Source organism: Bacillus sp. LK2, from assembly GCF_001043575.1.
Lineage (GTDB): Bacteria > Bacillota > Bacilli > Bacillales > Bacillaceae_G > Bacillus_A > Bacillus_A paramycoides.
This window is the reverse complement of sequence record NZ_LDUK01000018.1, coordinates 12,656-32,683: the sequence shown is the minus strand read 5'-3', so window position 1 is coordinate 32,683 and position 20,028 is coordinate 12,656. Positions and strand designations below refer to the sequence as shown.

General features: G+C 33.2%; 20 protein-coding genes, 2 other RNA genes and 1 riboswitch. Of the genes, 2 read left to right on the top strand and 20 right to left on the bottom strand.

Annotation, left to right across the window (positions count from 1 at the left end; genetic code table 11):
- Nucleotides 1-87 precede the first annotated feature (87 nt).
- From VK90_RS12905 to VK90_RS12845, 14 genes are all read right to left on the bottom strand, one after another.
- A complete protein-coding gene (locus VK90_RS12905) occupies nucleotides 88-1,140 on the bottom strand; it encodes a glycosyltransferase family 4 protein (RefSeq protein WP_048373272.1) in 1,053 nt (350 codons plus the stop codon).
- Nucleotides 1,137-1,937 (bottom strand): glycosyltransferase family 2 protein, encoded by an 801-nt coding sequence (locus tag VK90_RS12900; RefSeq protein ID WP_048373270.1) that lies wholly within the window; start codon nucleotides 1,935-1,937, stop codon nucleotides 1,137-1,139. The genes VK90_RS12905 and VK90_RS12900 overlap by 4 nt, the downstream gene beginning before the upstream one ends.
- Nucleotides 1,912-3,126, bottom strand: a complete 1,215-nt coding sequence (locus VK90_RS12895) for an O-antigen ligase family protein (protein ID WP_048373268.1) — start codon at nucleotides 3,124-3,126, stop codon at nucleotides 1,912-1,914. Before VK90_RS12895 ends, VK90_RS12900 begins: the two co-directional genes overlap by 26 nt.
- A 3-nt stretch (nucleotides 3,127-3,129) precedes the next feature.
- On the bottom strand, nucleotides 3,130-4,566 hold the full coding sequence (locus VK90_RS12890; RefSeq protein WP_048373266.1) for an oligosaccharide flippase family protein: 1,437 nt from the start codon (nucleotides 4,564-4,566) through the stop codon (nucleotides 3,130-3,132).
- A gap of 62 nt (nucleotides 4,567-4,628) precedes the next feature.
- Nucleotides 4,629-5,267, bottom strand: coding sequence for a sugar transferase (locus VK90_RS12885; RefSeq protein ID WP_048373264.1), 639 nt, complete (start codon nucleotides 5,265-5,267; stop codon nucleotides 4,629-4,631).
- A gap of 18 nt (nucleotides 5,268-5,285) precedes the next feature.
- Nucleotides 5,286-5,906 carry a CpsD/CapB family tyrosine-protein kinase gene (locus VK90_RS12880; protein ID WP_048373263.1) on the bottom strand — a complete coding sequence of 207 codons (621 nt, stop codon included), beginning with the start codon at nucleotides 5,904-5,906 and terminating at the stop codon, nucleotides 5,286-5,288.
- Nucleotides 5,893-6,636 (bottom strand): YveK family protein, encoded by a 744-nt coding sequence (locus tag VK90_RS12875; RefSeq protein WP_048373261.1) that lies wholly within the window; start codon nucleotides 6,634-6,636, stop codon nucleotides 5,893-5,895. Before VK90_RS12875 ends, VK90_RS12880 begins: the two co-directional genes overlap by 14 nt.
- Nucleotides 6,637-7,830: an acyltransferase family protein gene (locus VK90_RS12870; protein WP_048373259.1), complete on the bottom strand. Its 1,194-nt coding sequence runs from the start codon at nucleotides 7,828-7,830 to the stop codon at nucleotides 6,637-6,639.
- 330 nt (nucleotides 7,831-8,160) lie between these two features.
- Entirely contained in the window at nucleotides 8,161-8,301 is a 141-nt protein-coding gene (locus VK90_RS27645; RefSeq protein ID WP_002171219.1) for an FbpB family small basic protein, read from the bottom strand.
- A 186-nt stretch (nucleotides 8,302-8,487) separates the two neighbouring features.
- A complete protein-coding gene (locus tag VK90_RS12865; protein WP_002171218.1) occupies nucleotides 8,488-9,354 on the bottom strand; it encodes a 5'-3' exonuclease in 867 nt (288 codons plus the stop codon).
- Between the two features lie 134 nt (nucleotides 9,355-9,488).
- Nucleotides 9,489-10,214, bottom strand: coding sequence for a P-type ATPase (locus VK90_RS12860; RefSeq protein ID WP_048373257.1), 726 nt, complete (start codon nucleotides 10,212-10,214; stop codon nucleotides 9,489-9,491).
- Between the two features lie 348 nt (nucleotides 10,215-10,562).
- A riboswitch (M-box (ykoK) riboswitch) is annotated at nucleotides 10,563-10,728 on the bottom strand.
- Nucleotides 10,729-10,927: 199 nt separating this feature from the next.
- Nucleotides 10,928-11,314: a DUF350 domain-containing protein gene (locus tag VK90_RS12855; RefSeq protein ID WP_025147182.1), complete on the bottom strand. Its 387-nt coding sequence runs from the start codon at nucleotides 11,312-11,314 to the stop codon at nucleotides 10,928-10,930.
- Entirely contained in the window at nucleotides 11,311-12,546 is a 1,236-nt protein-coding gene (locus VK90_RS12850) for a glutathionylspermidine synthase family protein (RefSeq protein ID WP_048373255.1), read from the bottom strand. The genes VK90_RS12855 and VK90_RS12850 overlap by 4 nt, the downstream gene beginning before the upstream one ends.
- A gap of 3 nt (nucleotides 12,547-12,549) precedes the next feature.
- Nucleotides 12,550-12,861 carry a hypothetical protein gene (locus tag VK90_RS12845; RefSeq protein WP_048373253.1) on the bottom strand — a complete coding sequence of 104 codons (312 nt, stop codon included), beginning with the start codon at nucleotides 12,859-12,861 and terminating at the stop codon, nucleotides 12,550-12,552.
- Nucleotides 12,862-12,944: 83 nt separating this feature from the next.
- Between VK90_RS12845 and VK90_RS12840 the strand changes: the two genes are divergently transcribed.
- Nucleotides 12,945-13,394, top strand: coding sequence for a hypothetical protein (locus VK90_RS12840; protein ID WP_048373251.1), 450 nt, complete (start codon nucleotides 12,945-12,947; stop codon nucleotides 13,392-13,394).
- A gap of 55 nt (nucleotides 13,395-13,449) precedes the next feature.
- Here the strand turns inward: VK90_RS12840 and ssrS (VK90_RS28575) are convergent.
- The 5 genes from ssrS (VK90_RS28575) to VK90_RS12825 form a co-directional block, all read right to left on the bottom strand.
- Nucleotides 13,450-13,633, bottom strand: a non-coding RNA gene (gene ssrS / locus VK90_RS28575) — 6S RNA.
- Nucleotides 13,634-13,654: 21 nt separating this feature from the next.
- Nucleotides 13,655-13,837, bottom strand: a non-coding RNA gene (ssrS, locus tag VK90_RS28570) — 6S RNA.
- Between the two features lie 116 nt (nucleotides 13,838-13,953).
- On the bottom strand, nucleotides 13,954-14,787 hold the full coding sequence (locus tag VK90_RS12835; RefSeq protein ID WP_048373249.1) for a sulfurtransferase: 834 nt from the start codon (nucleotides 14,785-14,787) through the stop codon (nucleotides 13,954-13,956).
- 2 nt (nucleotides 14,788-14,789) lie between these two features.
- Nucleotides 14,790-15,062: a DUF2533 family protein gene (locus VK90_RS12830; protein WP_048373246.1), complete on the bottom strand. Its 273-nt coding sequence runs from the start codon at nucleotides 15,060-15,062 to the stop codon at nucleotides 14,790-14,792.
- Between the two features lie 28 nt (nucleotides 15,063-15,090).
- A complete protein-coding gene (locus VK90_RS12825) occupies nucleotides 15,091-15,552 on the bottom strand; it encodes a GNAT family N-acetyltransferase (RefSeq protein ID WP_048373244.1) in 462 nt (153 codons plus the stop codon).
- Nucleotides 15,553-15,623: 71 nt separating this feature from the next.
- Between VK90_RS12825 and VK90_RS12820 the strand changes: the two genes are divergently transcribed.
- The gene (locus tag VK90_RS12820) at nucleotides 15,624-15,878 is read left to right on the top strand and encodes a DUF3931 domain-containing protein (protein ID WP_000369740.1); all 255 of its coding nucleotides are present in this window, start codon (nucleotides 15,624-15,626) and stop codon (nucleotides 15,876-15,878) included.
- A 3-nt stretch (nucleotides 15,879-15,881) separates the two neighbouring features.
- On the opposite strand, the gene VK90_RS12815 is transcribed toward VK90_RS12820, so the two are convergent.
- Nucleotides 15,882-19,541: a dynamin family protein gene (locus VK90_RS12815; RefSeq protein ID WP_048373241.1), complete on the bottom strand. Its 3,660-nt coding sequence runs from the start codon at nucleotides 19,539-19,541 to the stop codon at nucleotides 15,882-15,884.
- Between the last annotated feature and the right edge of the window lie 487 nt (nucleotides 19,542-20,028).

Below are 20,028 nucleotides of genomic sequence, written 5' to 3'. Positions count from 1 at the left end.
AATTCACTCCTCATATTGCTCTTTTCATATCATATGCTGTTTTCTTCTTAAAAGTTTCTGTAATAAAAAAACAAACGACCTCTACGGTCATTTGTTTAATTCATATATACCTTTCGTTTCTTCTACCATTTTAGTTAACGAGAAATATATTTCTGCTTTTTCTCGTGCGTTCACTCTAATATCATTCACCTTTTCTTCATTTCCCTGTAATTTCTTAAGTGCATCTGCAAATAAATAATCGCAATATTCAGGTATCAACACACCCGATTCTCCATCTATTATCGCTTCATTTATTCCTCCGACATCTATCGAAACAATTGGTGTTCCGGTAGCCATCGCTTCAATTACTACCATTGGAAACACTTCACGAAAAGATAATAAAAGTAACGCATCCATATTTCCGATAAACTCATGTGGCTCTGAAATTTTCCCTAGCATCTTTACACTTTGTTGCAAACCATATTTTTCTATTTCTTCCATAATAGATTCTTTCTCTGGTCCATCACCAGCAATGTAAAACAAAAAATCTTTTCTCGTTCTCAACACATTTGCAATTTTAACAAATAGTTGATGGTTTTTTTCCTTTGATAATCTTGCTAATATACCTATCTTATAAACAGATTCTTTCTTTTTCTGCTGGAATAAAAATTTTTCAATATCCACACCATTATAAATTGTTCTTATCTTTTCTTCAGCTACACGAATTGAAATTAAATTATTCTTTTCAAACTCACTTACTGTAATAATATTATTCACATATTCATTCATGAGGTAACGAAAGACCCTTGGTATTTTCTTTTCTAATATGGTTACATTATGTTTCGTATACACGACTTTTATCTTTCTTTTAATAAACTTTTGAAGTATGAAAGCATACAATACCATTCGAAAACTATTCGCATGAATGATATCTATCTTTCGTTTATAAATTTCTTTTCGTAAGTAATATATATTTCTTAAATGATTCGATCGACTAAGTAAAATAAAATTTTCTTTTCTAGCAAGAGATTGATATAATTCCCCATCGCCTGCAGCTGTATAAATTGTAAAACTCTCGCATTGTAAATTATTTTCCAATTTACAAAAGTAACTCTCGGCTCCCCCAGTTATCAACTTATCTGTCATCAACAATATATTCATAATCTTGTCTTCTCCATTACATTAATTTTATTTTTTCTATAAGCATGATAAGCATACTTACTAAAATAAAAGAAAGTTTGCACTAAATTAAGAGGTTTTTGCGCTCTTAATAACTTCCAATAACGGAAAGCCGCTCTTATTTTATTTCTTGAAACGGAATTTGTAACAATTCGATATTTTGCTAACATTTGCTGTATCCCGTTCGCTTCATATCCTTTATATAACAATTCTAGCCATAACGCTGTATCTTCAGGCTGTACGCTAGGCATTTCAATATAAGGGACTTTCTCACGATCAATCATCACCGTTAGACACCCAATAATTGTATTTCCCATTAAATAATGATAATCAACGGATTTCGGTACGTTCACCTCTCTATTCAGATCATTACTATTTTCATCTATTAAACTATACGAGGTATACGAAAACGCAACATTTGTTTCTTCCATAAATAACAATTGCGTCTGCAATTTATTCGGTAGCCAAATATCGTCACTATCTAAAAAGGCAATATATCTTCCTCTCGCTTCTTTAATCGCCATATTTCGAGCTTTAGCAGCACCCATATTTTCATTTAATGATAATAACCGAATTCGTGAATCCTCTTCTATCATCTCTTTAATCTTTACAGCTGAGTGGTCCGTTGAAGCATCATCAACGATAAGCATTTCCCAATTTTCATAAGATTGACTCTGCACAGATGTGATTGTCTCGCCTATAAAACGTAGACTATTATAAGAAGGTGTTATTATAGAAACTCGAGGCGTCTCGTTATGTACTGATAGACACTTTACCATCTATCGTTCCCCTTCCTTCATATATTGAAATGTATTTCATAACAACTGCTAAAAATAGAAAGAAAGCTTCGTTAATAATAAGTGACAATGACATCATCTGAAATAAAAATGCAATCATAGTCAATAAAAGATATGGCTTTTCACGGAACAAGTTATACTTAGTCAACTTCACCATTAGAATACATAAAAAAGCACTGTATAAAAGGAAACCAATTGTACCCGATTCAGATAAAATTTCTAAAAATGTATTGTGCACATATAGTTTTTCATTGAACTGATACTCATAATAATTCGAAAAATTAAACGCACCGATACCGATATATGGATTAGATAAAAAATATTTGAAAGCAGCTTCCCATAGTGTAAATCTGCCACTCCCATTATCGTGCGAAAAATCAGAAATCCGATTATTCAATATATCATCTAGTTCTCCACCCATTAATACATTCGATAAACTAAAAACAACAACACTAAACAATACTAAACCCATTATTAGTTTTACTTTTTTAGCAAAACTGGACATGCATACATATACAAAAATGACGAGTACAATCGCTAAAATACCACCTCTTGAAAAGGTTAATAAACTCGTTGTAACACATAGAATCAATCCTATTAGATTGGTTATATTATTAAAATTAGTCATATAATACATAAAAAATATTGTATTATAAAAAATAAAAATATTGGGGTCATCTAATAATCCGATTAATCTTGGATACCCTCTATCTACTAATAATCCAGCATAAACCTCTCTCTCTTCTCCGCCATGTAATCCAAAATGTTGTAATCCGACTATATAGAGTATGAGACTCACAATATTAAATATTAATCCTACATAGACAATGGCTGACTCGAGTACTACTATTTCGGTGTTACCCAATAAATTCCTCATAATAAAATAACACCCTAAAACAAGTAATACGCCAAAAATCATACGAATACTAGCGCTTAAATATATAGAAAGAATGCCACTTAAACAATAGATGAAATAAAACAGCAAAAATACAACTTCATGAAAATATAGCTTTCGAATATAAAAATCTTTAATTGTTAAACAAAAATAAATGACTAGAAAAATCATGTATATCTTTAAAGAAAATCCGATATATATGTTGTATTTACTTAGCATAACAAACAAGATTAGAAGAAAAATCCATTTCATCGAAATTTGCATATTATTTTCCATAGGCTATATCCCCTGCTTCGTAATATAATCCTTTTCTCGTGTTTTTCTTATAAATGAAAGAATAAGTTTTTTTAACTCATAATCATATAGGAATATACCAACTACTACGATAAACGTATTAAGAACAAGTGCAATCAAATTATATGTCTGTAATACATATTGCACCCCAATAAAAGTTACACCAAAATAAATTGTATACGGTATTACAATTTGGAATACAATTTTTTTCCGCACTACACTTACCGCTATATATCCAATCAAAGCCACTATCTCAAATAAAACCATAGCATAAGCTGCTCCTATAACTCCCCAAATACTACTGAAGCTATATAGCATAATTCCACCAATTACTAGAGCAACACACTGCACGGCAGTTCTTTTTTTTTGACCCCCACTCGTTGTTAAACCATCAGCGATAGCAATATTTATACTTTGTAACACAATAAGGAAAGATAATATTTGAAGTGGCTTTACTGCATTACTCCATTCCTCATGAAAAAATATAGAAATAAAATATGGCGCTAAATTATATAAGCCTATCGTCATACATATGCCCACAACTGCCATTGATTTCATTTGAAGCATATTTAATTTCGTATGCTCTTCTAAATTATTTTGGTTATAATGTTTAAAGAGCACCGGGAAAAACGCTCCTGCAATTACCCCCGGCACTTGGTATAAAGCTGCTGGCATCCGATAAGCAACCGCGAAAACACCTACCATACTTAATGACAATGTATAGTTGAGTAAAATAGGTGCTAATTGTGGCGTACTCATTATTAAAAACCCACTTACAATAAAAGGTATTAATTGCCAAAATAATCCTTTGTGAACTATTACTTTCATATTCATATTCGTTTTTCTTCTCATTACGTAAAAACTAAATAAACCACCGATCATATAACCAAAACCATATAAGCGAGCCGTTATATACACTGGTAATTCTCCGAAAATGCAAAAGCATGTAATTATAATGACAACTGATGCTGATACAACTTTAATAAGGGCTATATATTTCATACGTTCCATCAACTGAAAATAAGCAATCCCTATATTTTGCCACGTTAGTCCTATTAACATTAAGAACATTACGTTCAACATCATATAAATTAAATCCTTATCCTCATACACAAAATGAATAGCTATATAACCAATTACCGAAATGACAATTAGAAGAATCATCCTTATCTTTATATACGAAGATAAAATTGCCTCTAAATCTACTCCTTCCTTTGCTCCTTCTCGAAGAAATGTATTACTAAGTCCTAAATCTGTAAAAAATAACATAACAAACGTTAATGCGATTGCAACACTAAACATCCCGTAATTTTGTGCATTAAAAAAGTTGGCTAAAGCAATTAAGCTAATGGCTTGAAGAAGATTAGCTAAAATCGTACTATAAAATAGATGTACAATATTATTTAGAATAGATCTACCCATACCAGTTCTCCTTTGCATGTAACCTACCTATATTTGTATACAATTATATTTACTATGTTTTTTTATCTTGCACCATTCCCATTCAATACAATTAAAACCGTTTTACATAAAATACGAATATCCATCCTAATCGTTTTCAATTCCACATATTCCATATCCAACTTCAACTTTTCTCTCGGATCAAGATTATATCCTCCATTTATTTGTGCCCATCCTGTTAGCCCTGGTTTCACTAATAAACGGTTCTTGAATTCTGGAATATTAGCTTCAAATTTTTTATAAAAATACTCTCTCTCTGGTCTAGGGCCAACAAAAGACATATCACCTTTTAAAATATTTATAAGTTGTGGTAATTCATCAATTCTCGTTTTTCTTATAAACAATCCAACCTTTGTAATTCTTGGATCATTTTCGTTTGCCCATTGCGGTCCGTTCTTTTCAGCATCCTTTACCATCGACCTTAATTTAAATAAATTAAACTTCTTTCCGTTTATTCCTAAGCGCTCTTGAAAATAGATTGGAGCCCCAGGTGTTTCTAAAGCAATCATAATACAAAAGAACAACATAAGTGGTAACATTATTAGTAACAATATGAGTGAAAATATTATATCAAACAAGCGTTTTACACTTCGATTCAGCATGTTGTTCTTTTCTTGAGCCGGAATAGTATACAACTTAGCTTGATTTGTTTCACGAATCATGGATCGTTACCCCCATATTCAAGAATATAAAACTATACCGATCAATTCACATTCTTTCCTCTTTAGATCCGTTATTACTTTTTGTACTGTACGTAAGGAATCTTTTCGTTTTTTGACTGCCAAGACTACTCCATCGCATTTACCCACAATAATGTGCGTAGCAGGAAACTCAAATACTTCAGATGAATAAAAGAAAATGTAATCAAAATCTTCTTTCCACTTAGCAATTACATTATCAAATTCATCCATAGCAACTAAGGGCGTTCCGGTGTGTACTGTTTTTTTTGCAGGAATACAATACAAGTATTTAGACAAATCACTTGAAAAAGTTTCATAATTACATGGGGGAGAGCTTATTATATCGTTTACTGTTTTCATATGATCGCTTTGTAATAGTAGATGTAGTTTAGGGTCCGAAAAATTCACATCGATAAGTAACACCTTTTTTTTCATTTCCGCAAACACTAGCCCCATATTTACTATAAGCGAGGCAACGACGCCTCTGTCCTTTGTTGAAATAACTGAGAATAGTTGTTTCCCAGATTTTTTCAACTCGTGGTATACAGTATAAAACTGCTCTTTCATCAGAGCATCATGCGGATCGAATGGTAGCTGTTTCTTTGTCTTAAACATCGACATGTTCACCTCGATATATAGATGATTGCTTATTAACCTCTGTAGGTTTCTTTTTTCTGTTCGGTTTCATATTTATATGACCAATAACAGAGACTGTCGTTATTTTCTCTAAATCCTGTTCCTCGTATATACGTTCATCAAAATAATCCCGAAATACAGCTAAACCTACGCCAACAAAAAAACTAACAATTAAAGCAATAGGAATGATAAGTTGAAATTTCGGAAACAGCTTTTCAGCTTCTTCCTGTAACTCTCGGTCAGTTAATATTTTTACCCCCTGTACATTCGTATACTCTTGAAAGCTTTTTTGAGATTGTTCTGCCAATGACTTTACAATTTCTTTCACGATTTTAGGATCCGAATCTTTTACTGTAACAGTAACAATTTGTGAGTTGTCCGTATTCACCACCGAAATTTTTTGTGCTAATTCATAACTTGATTGTTCTAATTTCAAAGTGTTTTTTACTGTCGAAATAATAAGTGGACTTTTTAAAATGTCAACAAACGATGTTACAAGTTGCTTATTTTCTTGTGTTTTATTCGCTGTATTTTCCTTATTAAACTCATCTAAATTCCCAACAAGAATTTGCGCTGAATATTGATACGAAGGCTTTAGCACATACATAGAAATAAGAACTAGAGAAACGGTTAAACAACACATCGTCAAAATGATCGTTACGAATCTTCTTTTCAATAACTGTTGAAAATCTTTTATACTCATTTCTTGCCTCAATTATTTCACCGCCTTTGTCTGAATAACGTCCTGCAAGTCATTTTCTACAGATAACTCTTTCTTATCTCTATCCGCTCGCTTTGTTACATACTTTCCGACCCTAAATGCAAATTTCTCTACAAATACATACGAAATCGTTGCTAGTATAAGCGAAAGAATAAGCGACAAAATTAAAACAATAGGTAACGGTAATATTTCATGGAGCACGTATATAAGAGAAAATAAAGATATGATGTGGTATAAATAAAGACTGTAAGAAATCTTCCCCAAATATAACAAGTATTTATTATGCAGCAAGGACGACAAAGTTGATATTGACAAGCTTAATATGACAAATAGACATGCACTTATCGCTACTACGTAGTCTCGAAATATAAAATTATTGAGCACTTTAATTTCTCCAATAAGCCCTTCATACATAAAAAGTAAAATCGCAAATAAAAACCATGCAATTTTCGTGTTTTTAGTACAATTACTATAAAAAACTATTAAATTATTTTTATACTTCGCAACTAGTGCTCCTAGTAAAAACAGCACTGTGTAATGCAGCGTTAATGCATAGCTTGTTAATGTTAAACTCGAGCGAAATAAGAATAATATCACGACAGAACATATACTAAAACTAAACAATGATAGTAATGAATACCTCACTGTGTTTCGTAAACAAACCATCAAAACTAACGGAAAAATTATAGATATTCGCATTTCATGTACAAGTGACCAAATCACGCTGTTATATGTATCTGTATTATATTTCCCAACCAATAAAACATGTTGTGCTATTAGGCTTAAAGAACTTTCAATCGTCCATGAACGATTAAACCATTCACTTAAATAAGAAATACCATATTCACTAATTGTAGCCTGGCATATAATAGCTATACTTATTGCCACAAGATATGGAATATATATTCTGCATATACGTTTTAAAAGGTATGAACCATAACTACTATAGTTATTTTGAATGGATCCATACAAAACAAATCCACTCAAAACAAAAAAGATAATAACAGATTCGTTACCACTACTAAAAATAAGACGTGCAGGTGTTTCTTTTAATAGATATACAACAAGTGGTTTATTATCTTCATAACTGTAATTTTGAAATGCTGAGAAAATCATCAAATGATGACCAATCATTACTACCAACGAAGAAATTCCTCTTATAGAATCCAGTTCTTCATGCCTCTCCATCGTTTTACATCAACTCCTAATGAAATGATAATAATCATTTCAATGCGACATCTTTATTCATATTCCTCTCCTTTCTTTTCATTCCAATTTTTCATATTAAAATGATTTTATAGTATAAATTTGAGTGTATTGTAACATTTCTTGTAATATTTTGGATATACAATCCCAAAAATTGGTATATGCCAATTTTAATCTCGAAAAATGAAAAATATTGATAGAAAAAAACTATAAATATACCTTGCATATTTATTAAATTTATAAGGAGAATAGATTTTTTTGAATATAAAATAAAAAAAGATAGCCTTTAAAGGCTACCTTTCTTTATTTTATTTAATTATTAGCACCACTATATGCTACATGGCGTTTCTCAATCCGTTCTTCAATCTCTCTCATATTTTCTTTATTAGTTAGTAGGGATTGTTTATTTTCTATTAATAATTGTTTAAAGGATTTTCTAACTTTTTTTCGCATTTTCATTTTCCTCCTTGGGGGATGGTTTATATAAAAGATAAGGAATTATCTGTGTGTTCTTATAATAATTGATTGTTGTGAAATCTATTTGAACTTCATATGAAAACCGAGTTTATTTTCTGACAACTTTGTGAACAAAAAAGAAAGGTAGATCAAAAATATATTTGATCTACCTTTCTATACTCTTTAAAGCATATTAATTAATATTTCAGGTCTTCCCCAATTCATTTCGTTGCAAACGAATCGTAGCTTTTCTTCATCCATTGTGTGTAACCCTTCTTCTAACGAGCATGTAATTGGAACTTCACAATGAATTTGCGCTAATTGTAAAGAGATATTTAAGTTCTCCAAATCACTTTCAATTTTTGTGCGCTGCGCTTTTGTTAATGATGCTATATTTTCTAGTACAGCTGATACTGTTCCGTGTTCTTGAATAAGCTTATACGCTGTTTTTTCACCAATACCTTTTACACCCGGATAATTATCACTTGTATCTCCCATGAAAGCTTTCGCATGAACAATTTGCCAAGGTTCTACACCTTTCTCTTCCATGATTTTCTCTGGTGTGTAATACTCGTAATTTCCAATTCCTTTACGAAGAAGCATAACTGTAACATTCGTATCAACAAGTTGAAGTAAATCTGTATCACCTGTCAAAATATAAACTTCCGCTTCATTGCAATATTGTTTTGCAAGCGTACCGATACAATCATCCGCTTCGTAACCTTTCATACCGATGACAGGCATAGATAATTTCGCAGTCATTTCTTGCACTAAATCAAATTGCGGAATTAATTCCTCTGGCGGTGCTGCACGATTCGCTTTATAATTCGAGAACGATTCCGTTCTAAATGTCGTACTTCCCATATCCCAGCACGTTACAATGTGCGTTGGTTTGATTGCTTGTGTTGCTGTTAATAAATGCTTCATATAACCATGAATCCCATTCGTCGGGGTACCATCTTGTCGTTTCATAAATTGTCCATAGACACTTGTTGCGTAAAAAGCACGAAATAATAGTGCCATACCATCAACTAACAATACTTTTTTCATAATTCCTCTCCTACTAACAAAAAATAATAACCTCACGTTATCACGTAAGGTTATATAAATAGATTACCATTCTACGTTTTTATTCAACTTTGTCTATTATACATTGTTTTTGTATATTTAGCATCATTAACACCTTAAGACGTTCTACCACAACAAGTATGAAGTATTCCTGAATACGTATTTTTACCTGTTGAAACAACGACAGCCTTTGCATTGCCACCAACAATATACGTACCTTTGAAACAAACATTTTCAAGCTCCAGTGGATTATAGTCTTTCATCCGTTTTAATGGAATAAATCGTTTACGTTCAATATGATAGCAACTTTCAAATTTCTCAATACTCGCATCGTTTCCTGTCAGCACAGATTCATTTACTAATAAATCATTTGCATAAATAATACGTACATCTGCCGGTACTGTATCACCTTCGGAAAGAAAGATCATATCTCCAGGTACAAGCTCTTGTACTGGTAGCTTCATCATTTTCAATTCATTGTTTAGCCCTGTTACGTTACAGCCTGCTACTCGAGAAACAGTAACTGTTTCACATTGTAATTCATCATTCACATTTTGTTTTGAAAGACCTGGAATCATTCCACTTAGCTTTATCATCACTTCTGCAAGAAGCGCTCTTTTTGAAATTAATTCATTTCGACCGTATACTTGAATACGTTTCTGTGCTTCTTTCACAGATAGTCCGTCTCTTGTTGTTTTAAAATACGCAAATACAGATTTTACATCTCTTGTTGCAATTTCAATTAATAAATCTTTATTTTTTTGGAGCATTGTTTGTTCTTTTATTGATTTTTTACTTGGTTTATATGACGTGTTACCCACAGTTTTATTTGCATATAACATATTATCGTCTCCTCCTTTATAACATAGGAAGAAACGCTTTGTTTCTCGATTTATCCACTTTATCGTGAAAGTGTCTAGCGCTTAACTACTCGAATAAACGCTACATTATGATAAATATAGAGGGAGGAACAAGTCGTTTCCTGCCTACATCATATAATTTTGCTTTGAAGTATATGGGTAACGGAACCGAGTCAGAATTTGACATGTTCCTCACCTCCTCGTTTATTTTATAGTTATAATCTATACTATGAAATTACTCATAGCTTGGTAACAAAAAAGACCCCACTCATAAGAGAGCAAAGGTCATTACATGCACAAATAAACGATTCCTAATATAATTAGAAATCTATGAACCTCTCCCTCGTCGAGTTTTAGCACTGTATAGCATAGGTACATTACCAGCTACGTTAAGAAAAACCTTAATTCGATCATTCCTGTTGACCCATTGGCGTCTCTCGACATTTTTGGGCAGTAGCATTTCTCTATACAGGAGCCTCACCTAACAGAGACTTATTTTAATTACATAGAAAATGTTACTCTTATTTAAAATAGATGTCAACACTTTGTATGGAAACTTTTCCTTATTACAACAACTAATTCTAATGTAGTACGGTAATATACATCACATGCATCCTTCGACTATTTAAATTAATCGAACATATTTTTCAAGAATTAGCGAACAATAAAAACCTTACGTTTAAAACGTAAGGTTTTTAATATGTTACACAGCCAGCAATTACAATTCCAATTGAAAGTGATAAAAACATAAGGAAAAGACCGACTGCCTGATTATCTTCTTCCAGACTCTTACTAATATTGAAACGTGGTGTAAGCCATTCCGCTAAATAATAGACAACAATTTGTGCTAAAATCCCAACTGCTCCCCATGACACCATATCAAGAAGTGAAATAGAATTAGCAGCCGTTGAATATAAAACGATAGCAAGACCAAGTAATCTTCCTCCAAGTACGTAGCTTACCGCTTTATTCCCTTGAGCCATTAACTTAAATTCCTTCACTTTCGTTGTCACTTCCATAAGGAAAAGACCGATACATAAAAGTACAAGTGATACTGCTAAATATAGTAAAAAATTAATCATTTATTTTCCTCCTTCTTAATACCTACCGGTAAATAATACGATTCATTCCCCGTAATTTTTTCCCCGGCACGTATACCGATACTACTCGCTTTTCCAGCAATTAAAAATGACCCAAACACATACGATAATTTTTCAATTCCTTTTTCAGTTTCCAAAAATACAACTGGAAGATCTATATATTTTTGAAATATAGGAAGTGACGATTTATACGTTTGATGTACATTTCGAATCATAATGTTTGTATCCTTATCACGAATAGTAATCGTGTCACCCTCTCTACCGAACGATGGCTTTTGAATGAAAGAATCTTTCCCTAAAAACAAATTTGGTTCTAAATATGTAGGTAGCATATATTCCGTAATCCACTGTTGTTCCTCTCTTGTATAAAAAGCACCTTCTTCTGCTAATCCCCAAATAAGACATTGAATTGATTTAGGCTGAAGTAAAAAAGCTGATACAGGATTTGTAATAAAAAGCTTCCCTTCCTTTACAAGTTGTAAAAGTTCTACTCCTACTAAATCCCCTGTCTCAGGATCTTGATCCTCAATCAAATCTTCAATTGGATACGTTTGGCGATACAGAACATCAATTGGCATTCCATCTCCGTCCACTAAAGCATCACCTGTAATTCTAAGCTCTGACATTGACATCACTTTATTTTCAACATGACATAGTTGACTCAAATACATAGTCGTATTCCAATCTTCTATATGTTCATGATGAGCTGTAAAAACGACATTTGGATTTTTTATTCCTTTTGCAGCTTCCATTACGGCTTTTGTAATACCAGAAGAAAGTAAACGCTCTTGATTTGTATTCGGATCATCATAGTCTAGTTGTTCGCAAACTTTCCCATTCATTTGAAAGCATTCCACAATAAAAGTTGGCGTATCACTATTGAACTCAAGCATTTTAATACGATTATCTTCTGTTAATGCAAAATCAAATCGTGAAATAACAGCTTCAGGATACCTACCCTTCATCCTAATAAAAGGCAAGCTTGCCGATGGAAAACCAAGTTCAAGAAGCTGTTCATTGGATAAATTCCGTAGAAGTCTAGCGGTCTTAAAAAATATTTTCCCCATTCGTTCAGTTGCTAATTGTAGTTGTTTCATAGTTTGTTCTGTTATCGGAAAAACATGAAATAAACTATACTCACACTCATATAAATTCGACCAGAAATGCGGATAATTTGAATAAAACCCTTTTCGTTTCTTTATGTATTGCGACATCTTTTATCCTCCAAATCCACCCTTTGAACCGCTTCCAATACCACCTTTAAATTCTGCCGAAGATTGATAAGATTTAAACTCTGATGAATTTTTGAAAGTGGATTTATTTTGATAGTATTTACCACCATAAAAGTAATGCCCACGATACCCTGAACTACTATCATTACACTGCCAAACACCAAGTTCATCATCCCAATCCCAATCAGAACAACTATTATCATTCGGTTCGGGAGGAATATCTTGCGCACAGCCAAATAGAGTCCCCGTCATTAATGACGTCAAGACACTACCTACAAGCCATTTCGTTTTTGTCACCCTTGCACTCCCCTTTTTAAATTATATTTCTATTATATAAGAAGCCATGATAAAGTAGAAGAAAAAGGAAGAAGAGGGATAAAATGCGATTAGAATATCGACTCAATGATGAAACTAACGGGTATCCTGCTTTATGGAACTATACAAACATTTCTATTTCTGAAATCGTCGCACGCATGACTTGTGAATATTTTATAAAAGATGAGAATACGTACGTTGTTACTGCCACTTCAGTAGACCCAGACGGAACAGGAGTTATATATATTCAAAAAGAAGTTTTTTCTGACGACCCTTCAGATCCTACATACTTCCACATAGGTTTTGAAATTAGAGAACTACAGAAAACGAGTTCCATTATAATAGAAAGTAAAGAAATATGGAATTATGAAGAGATCTTACCGTCTCTCCATTCAGATATTATATATATCCAAAGAGATGGAAGACATATGGAATTCACCCTAGATTCAAGAGAAATTGATGAAGACCGCAAGTGCTATATTTATTATGGAAATTTCACAGGTGAATCGAGATAATATGTACATATTTATTCAACAAAAAAACCTTACGTATAAAACGTAAGGTTTTTTATATAGACCCACATATGCCGTTATCTATAGATGTCCATAAACCTGCTCTCACAGGTGGATGTTCTCACAAATGTTTGTAACTTCCTTCTTAAAAAGATGGCCTGCTATCTACATTTAAATATTGAACTTCCGTATTATACTTATTGGTTTAAGACATACACAAGCTACGTACACCGTAGGAATTTTATATAATGTTAGTTGAAATAAGACCCCCGCACGTGCCGTCCCTCGTAAATGTCCAAAAACCCGCTACTCGCAGGTGGATGCCCTCACAGTTACCGTATATCTTCCTCCACAAGGAAGGCTTGATAATGGTCGCTAAATATTGAGCTTCCGTATAACTAACATCGGTTTTAGACATAAATAAGTTACGTACACCGCAGGATGTATTATTTACTTGTCGTTATATTATCACATTGTTTCCAATGTGTAAAATATAATATTTTTCAAGCAATCTCTTGCTTGTTACCTTATTTTAATACAAATTATTTTTGCATGCAAGTAGTTAATCTTCTTCTTTTGCAATTTGATTTTCTGGATAAGAAATCCAATCACTCCAGCTACCTGCATACAATTTAACATTTTGAAAACCAGCTAATTTTAATGCAACTATGTTCGGACATGCTGTAACACCAGAGCCACAATATACAATTGTTTCCTTATCTTTCGAAAGATTTTTGAAACGTTCTTGTTGCTGGGCTTCATTTTTAAATTGTCCTGATTCTAGAATTCCATCTTTCCAAAAATAGTTTACTGCTGTCGGAATATGCCCTGCCTTCGAATCAACGAGTTCTTCTACACCAGCATAACGTTTTGGCTCTCTAGAATCAATTAACGTAATATCTGCACCTGCATGAATATTCTCTCTGACCGTTTCCATCGTTACAAGCATATTATCTTGTATGTTTACTTTGAATGTTTTTCGTGCACCAACAGGAATTTCCGTTGTTGTATGTAATCCATTCTCTTTCCAAGCAGGAAACCCGCCATCTAGTATATATACTTTCTCATGTCCTACATAGTTTAATAACCACCATAAACGAGAAGCCATTGCACCAGCTTGACTATCATACGCAATCACTGTTGTATGTTCATCAATCCCAGCTTGTGAAAGCTTGTCTGCAAACTGCTCTACATTTGGTAATGGATGACGACCACCATGCTCAATTACAGGACTTGATAAATCTAAATTTAAATCAAAATATAATGCATGTGGAATATGTTCTTCCTCATACTTCTCTTTACCCCAATTTGGATTCGCTAAATCAAAACGACAATCGACTATACGGACATGTTCATCTTCTAAATGCTCACGCAACCATTCGACTGTAACAATCATCCTTAACGCCCTTCTTTCTCTTGCGTGCGATCTACATACTCCATAACCATATCTGCTGTAACAAGTTTACGCTGCGGTGCAACGCCGCGTTTTGCAAGGTCATTAATTTGCTTTGTTACCATATTTATTGCATCAACTGAGAAATGTTTTCCATTTGATGCAAGTGCGATTGCAGCCTCTATTTCTGCTTCACGTTGCGCATCTAATTGCAAAAATGTTTTTACAATTTCATTTTGTTTACGAGAATGTGCTGTAATTGCTTTATGTACTTCCATCTTCTCTTTCCCCCTAAATAATTTATACTTATTTGTTTAATTCCATTGCAAGCCGAATCATATCACGACATACAATTCCATTTTCAATAATCTCTTCTTCATAATGCTTCGAAAAGTAATCAAAATCAATAGAAAAAATCCGAAATCCACATTTTTGATATAACGCAAGTTGTGAAACGCTAGAATTACCTGTACCAACTTCAAGCTTGTACATATTATATTCTTTAGCAGTTTCTATTGCATGCAACAATAACTTCTTACCAATACCTTTTCCTTGCATATGTTCTACAATCGCAATATTCATAAGTTCCATTGTCTTTGGTCTTGTTTCCAAAAGCACATATACACCGATAACTCTTTCCTCTTGTTTAGCTATATACATAAGTCCTCTTTGCACATATGCATCAATTTGACGTTCACTTGGATCAGCAAGGAGCAATAAAGATTTCGGTATAGCTTCTTTCGAAATACGCTCTATTACAACAGACATAAAAATTCTCCCTTCTCTATTGTTCTAATCCCTCCTTGTCTACCATAAGTAATAGAAAGGAGGGATTCACCATGGACAACAATGAGAAAAAATGCAACGTCATCTCCATTGATGGAAAGAAAAAGAAGAGCGACACATATTCCTATCCAAAATTAGTAGTAGAAAACAAAACATATGAATTTTCTTCATTCGTCTTATGCGGTGAAACACCAGACGGCAGACGATTAGTTCTTACCCATATGATTTCTACTGATGAATTTGCAGGGTTCGTAAAATCTCTAGATACTGTACTACAAAAGAAAATTGAACGAATCTTTTTTTCATAACGACTATATAATATAAATTTCTTTTTCAATTTCTACTAACTGCTTTTGTAGTTGCTCTTTACTTTGTTCATATAGTGTTACATCAATTGTTTCAGCTAAAGCGAATAGTATACTTTCATAATAATTCTCAATATCTTGCTGCATCACTTTTTGGAATAAGTTCCATTTTGCATCCCACTCTTGCTTATAATGATGAACGAATAATCCTTCTTCATCAGCTACATAGTTTGATACGAAAGGTTCTAGCACTCCTTTAGCGTCTTCTTGCATAAAAGCTTTATCATTTTTTTCAAAAAAGCTTTTCTCATTTTTAAAATGCGCTAATGCCTTTTTGAAATCCTTAATTTCTATTGAAGGAAACGGCTCTTTATGTGTAATAACTTTATATTCATAATCCACTGTTCCACTCATAGAAATCGATTCATTTTCTACTTTGCAGTTCACAACAATTTCATCCTTTGCACGCTTCATCGCTTCATCTATCCATTTTTCAAGACGTAATGATGTCGCACGCATTTCTTGTAATAAATCATGTTGAATAAATGAAACTAATTCCATTACACACTGTTGCAACTGTGCTTTTACATTCCCATCTGTTCGAAGCGACGCCGGATTAATAAATTCAGTAAACACATCGTTATAGCGTAAAAATAGACGTTGTTGCACGTAATAAAGCAATTCTTTCACTTCATTTTGCATTGCTTGCTCTTCAGCAAGTACACTATATGATGAAATAATATGAAGTAGCTGATCACGCTCTGCTTCATATTTTTTTGTTTGCTTCTCCTTCTCATCATTTCCCTGCTTCGCGCCATTTATCATATTTACAAGAAGCTGATTTGCACCTTGCAATGCTCCGTATAAAGCATGCACAGACACAAGCATTAAATCCCTCATCATAAAGGACGTAAATGATTCTTCAAACTTAGCAATCCCAGAGTTTTGTAAAATACCATACTTTTCTTTTTCAATACTTTTCCCTTGTTTTTCTTCAAGCGCACATAAACTTGAAATTGCAAATAAACGTGGATTTCTAATACCGTATTGTAAAAGCTGATCCGCAATATAACCTTTTACCATTTCAAGTTCTTCTTCAGATTGTGCTAAATCGGCTGCATTAATTAGGAAGAACATTTTATCAAGTGCAAACGTATCCTTTACACGACCAAGCTGGATTAAAAACTCACGATCTGCACGAGAGAAAACATGATTATAGTATGTTACAAATAAAATAGCATCCGCATTTTTAATATACTGGAATGCAACATCCGTATGGCGGGCGTTAATAGAATCAGCTCCTGGTGTATCTACAAGAGCTACTCCTTGCCTTGTTAAAGCACAATCGTAATAAAGCTCCATATACTCAACAAAACATGATTTTTCTTCATTAGCTACATAATCAGAGAACTCTTCTAACGTGACTTGTACTTGTTCCCCTAAATGAGTAGCAACTGCCTCATATCCTTTTTGTACCGCTCGTAAAAAGCTAAATGTTGTTTTTTGCTTCCCGCTTGGTGAAGGGTATTTCATAATTTTATCAATTTGTATTAACGCTTCTTCTAGCGTAGCAATTTCATAATGAAACATTTTATAAACAGCTTTCATATCTTCTAATAGCGCTTGCTCGGACTTAAACTGAACAATTACCGTTCCATGCGGCTTTTCTTTTGTAACCGGCAAAATTTGATTAATTGTTGCTGTCGTTGGATTTGGTGATACAGGAAGTACCTTTTCACCAAGTAATGCATTGGCAAATGATGATTTCCCTGCACTAAAAGCTCCAAATAACGCTACTGTAAATTGCTTCGTTTCCACGCGCTGTCTTTTACTAACTACTTCTTGCTGTAAATGTTTAAGTGTAGGCAATGGATCTAATATTGTTTCAGCCTTCTTCACTTTTTCTAGTATGCGCTGGATATTTAATGTTGCCGTTCCTTTAATCTCTTCCTCCCTAGCCGTTACGTTATCACTTATGCTTTCTTGCTCTTGTAGAGTAAACTTCTCACTAACGATTTGTTTTTCACTTTGTAATATTTCGTCTATTCGCAATCCATCTGGTGTAGAAACACGTTCATACCAAACATCTTGTAAATAGCCCTCATATTTCTCATACGTCTTAATGTATTGTAATTTCGTTTCTTTCGCCGTTTGTAACATCGTGTATTTTTCAATTTCTTCTTCAATACGAGCAATCTCTATCTTCACTTTCTGCTGCAGTGCACCCGTACTTTTTTCAAAAATTTGCTGAGATTTCATAAAGTATCTTTTCTTCAACTCATTTGCAACATCAGCAGTATAAAGAAGTAAGTAATCGCCTGTAAATCCAGCCCCTTGTTTAATTGTTTCAGCCAACACTTCTGGTCCGAAAGCAATTTCTAAAGCATATATGTCTTTCCCGATTTCCTCTGTAAATAACCCTTCTTCTTTTAAGAAGGCTACAATAAATTCTTTCACATGAAAATCAAGTTGCGTTTCAACAGTCTTTTGAAGAGCAGAATAAAAAGCATCTACACGTCTCTGTTTTTCTTGCTCCGTCTTTCCTCTCGCAAATAACAAACCAACTTTAAACTTCGTTAATTTCGTTTCTAAATACTCATTCGCCAGCTCTCTCATTTCAAATGGCATTAAATACGCGTTATCTAATATAGCTTGTAAACCTTTTATAAATTCATTTCTCACATCAGATTCTTTACTAGCCGCGCGATGTTTATTTTCAGTTAACTCTTCCTTTTTTTCAACTATCTCTGAAAGTGACAGTGGTGATGTTAACTCTTCTTCATATTTCATGAGATGTTTTTCATTTTCAGAAAGAATGAACGAGCAATGTTCTTGCAGTAAATGTTCTGTTTCTCGCTCCATTCCCTTTCTTACATACTGCTCTTTGTCTTTCATAATAGAAGAGATTAATGTCTCTAAACTTTGAATCTCATTGTATGGATGATTCATCATTCGCAATGATGTATAAAAAATACCATCTACTTCAATATCCCAGTTAGAAAAGGATTGTTTTACACTATCTCTATAATCTTCAAACGATAGTTCATTTTCTTTATGTTTATCTATTTGGTTTACAACGAGATAAACCGTTTTATTACGTTGTTTCAATTCTTTAACAAACTGTAAGTTCACTTCTGATTGGACATGATTATAATCCATCATGTAAAAAATAACGTCTGCAAGATGCAAAGTTGATTCTGTTGCTAATTGGTGGGCATCATCCGTAGAATCAATTCCTGGTGTATCAACTAACATAACCCCATCAGGAATTGGCGCATCATTTCGATAAATATGAACACCAATTACTTCATCACCATCTTTACAAATTTGTTTTAATTCTTCTGCTGAATATGCACCGTCATATTCATACTGTTCTCCAGACTTAATCGTTACAACAACGCGATCAGATCCTCTTTCAATTTTAACGACGTTAGCACTCGTTGGAATCGGGCTTGTCGGTAATAATTGCGCTTTATATAGGTGATTCATCATTGTCGATTTCCCCGCAGAAAAATGACCACAGAAAGCTATCATAAGCTGTTCTTGTTTATATTTTTGAATCACCTCAAACAATTTCAAACTATTTTCCGTATCGCCGTGTTTTTGCCACTCTTCATAAAAACAAACAAGTTTTTTCATACCGTTTGTCTGTACTATGTTTGTCATCCCCTTGTTCCCCTTTATCCAAGATGTATATACTTTATCCCACTATTTATGGGCAGTAAAAGCCCAAGTGATGTGGGCTATTAATCAGCAGGAGATGAACCTCCTCACTGATTAAAGTTTCACTTTATTATCATACTAAATTTTCAGCATATTCTCATCAAAAATAAAAAATCCCTTTCATTCTTTTTAAAAATGAAAGGGATTTTATGTCATATCGTTCATTTTGTTGTTCCTACTCCATTTAATACATACTTTGTAACACCAACATATATAGCAACCGTTCCTGCAACAAGTGCATATACCATATTAACACACCAACCTTTTTGATAATGATTATCACTTTTGAATATATTTTATCATTAAAGAGAATCATTATCAACAATTTTCTAAAAAAGAAAGCTCCTTCGGGAAAAGGAGCTTTACTGCCTGTTTTAAAGAAGTTTTATACTTGTTGTGCACTCTTATTATATCTCATAATACACATCTT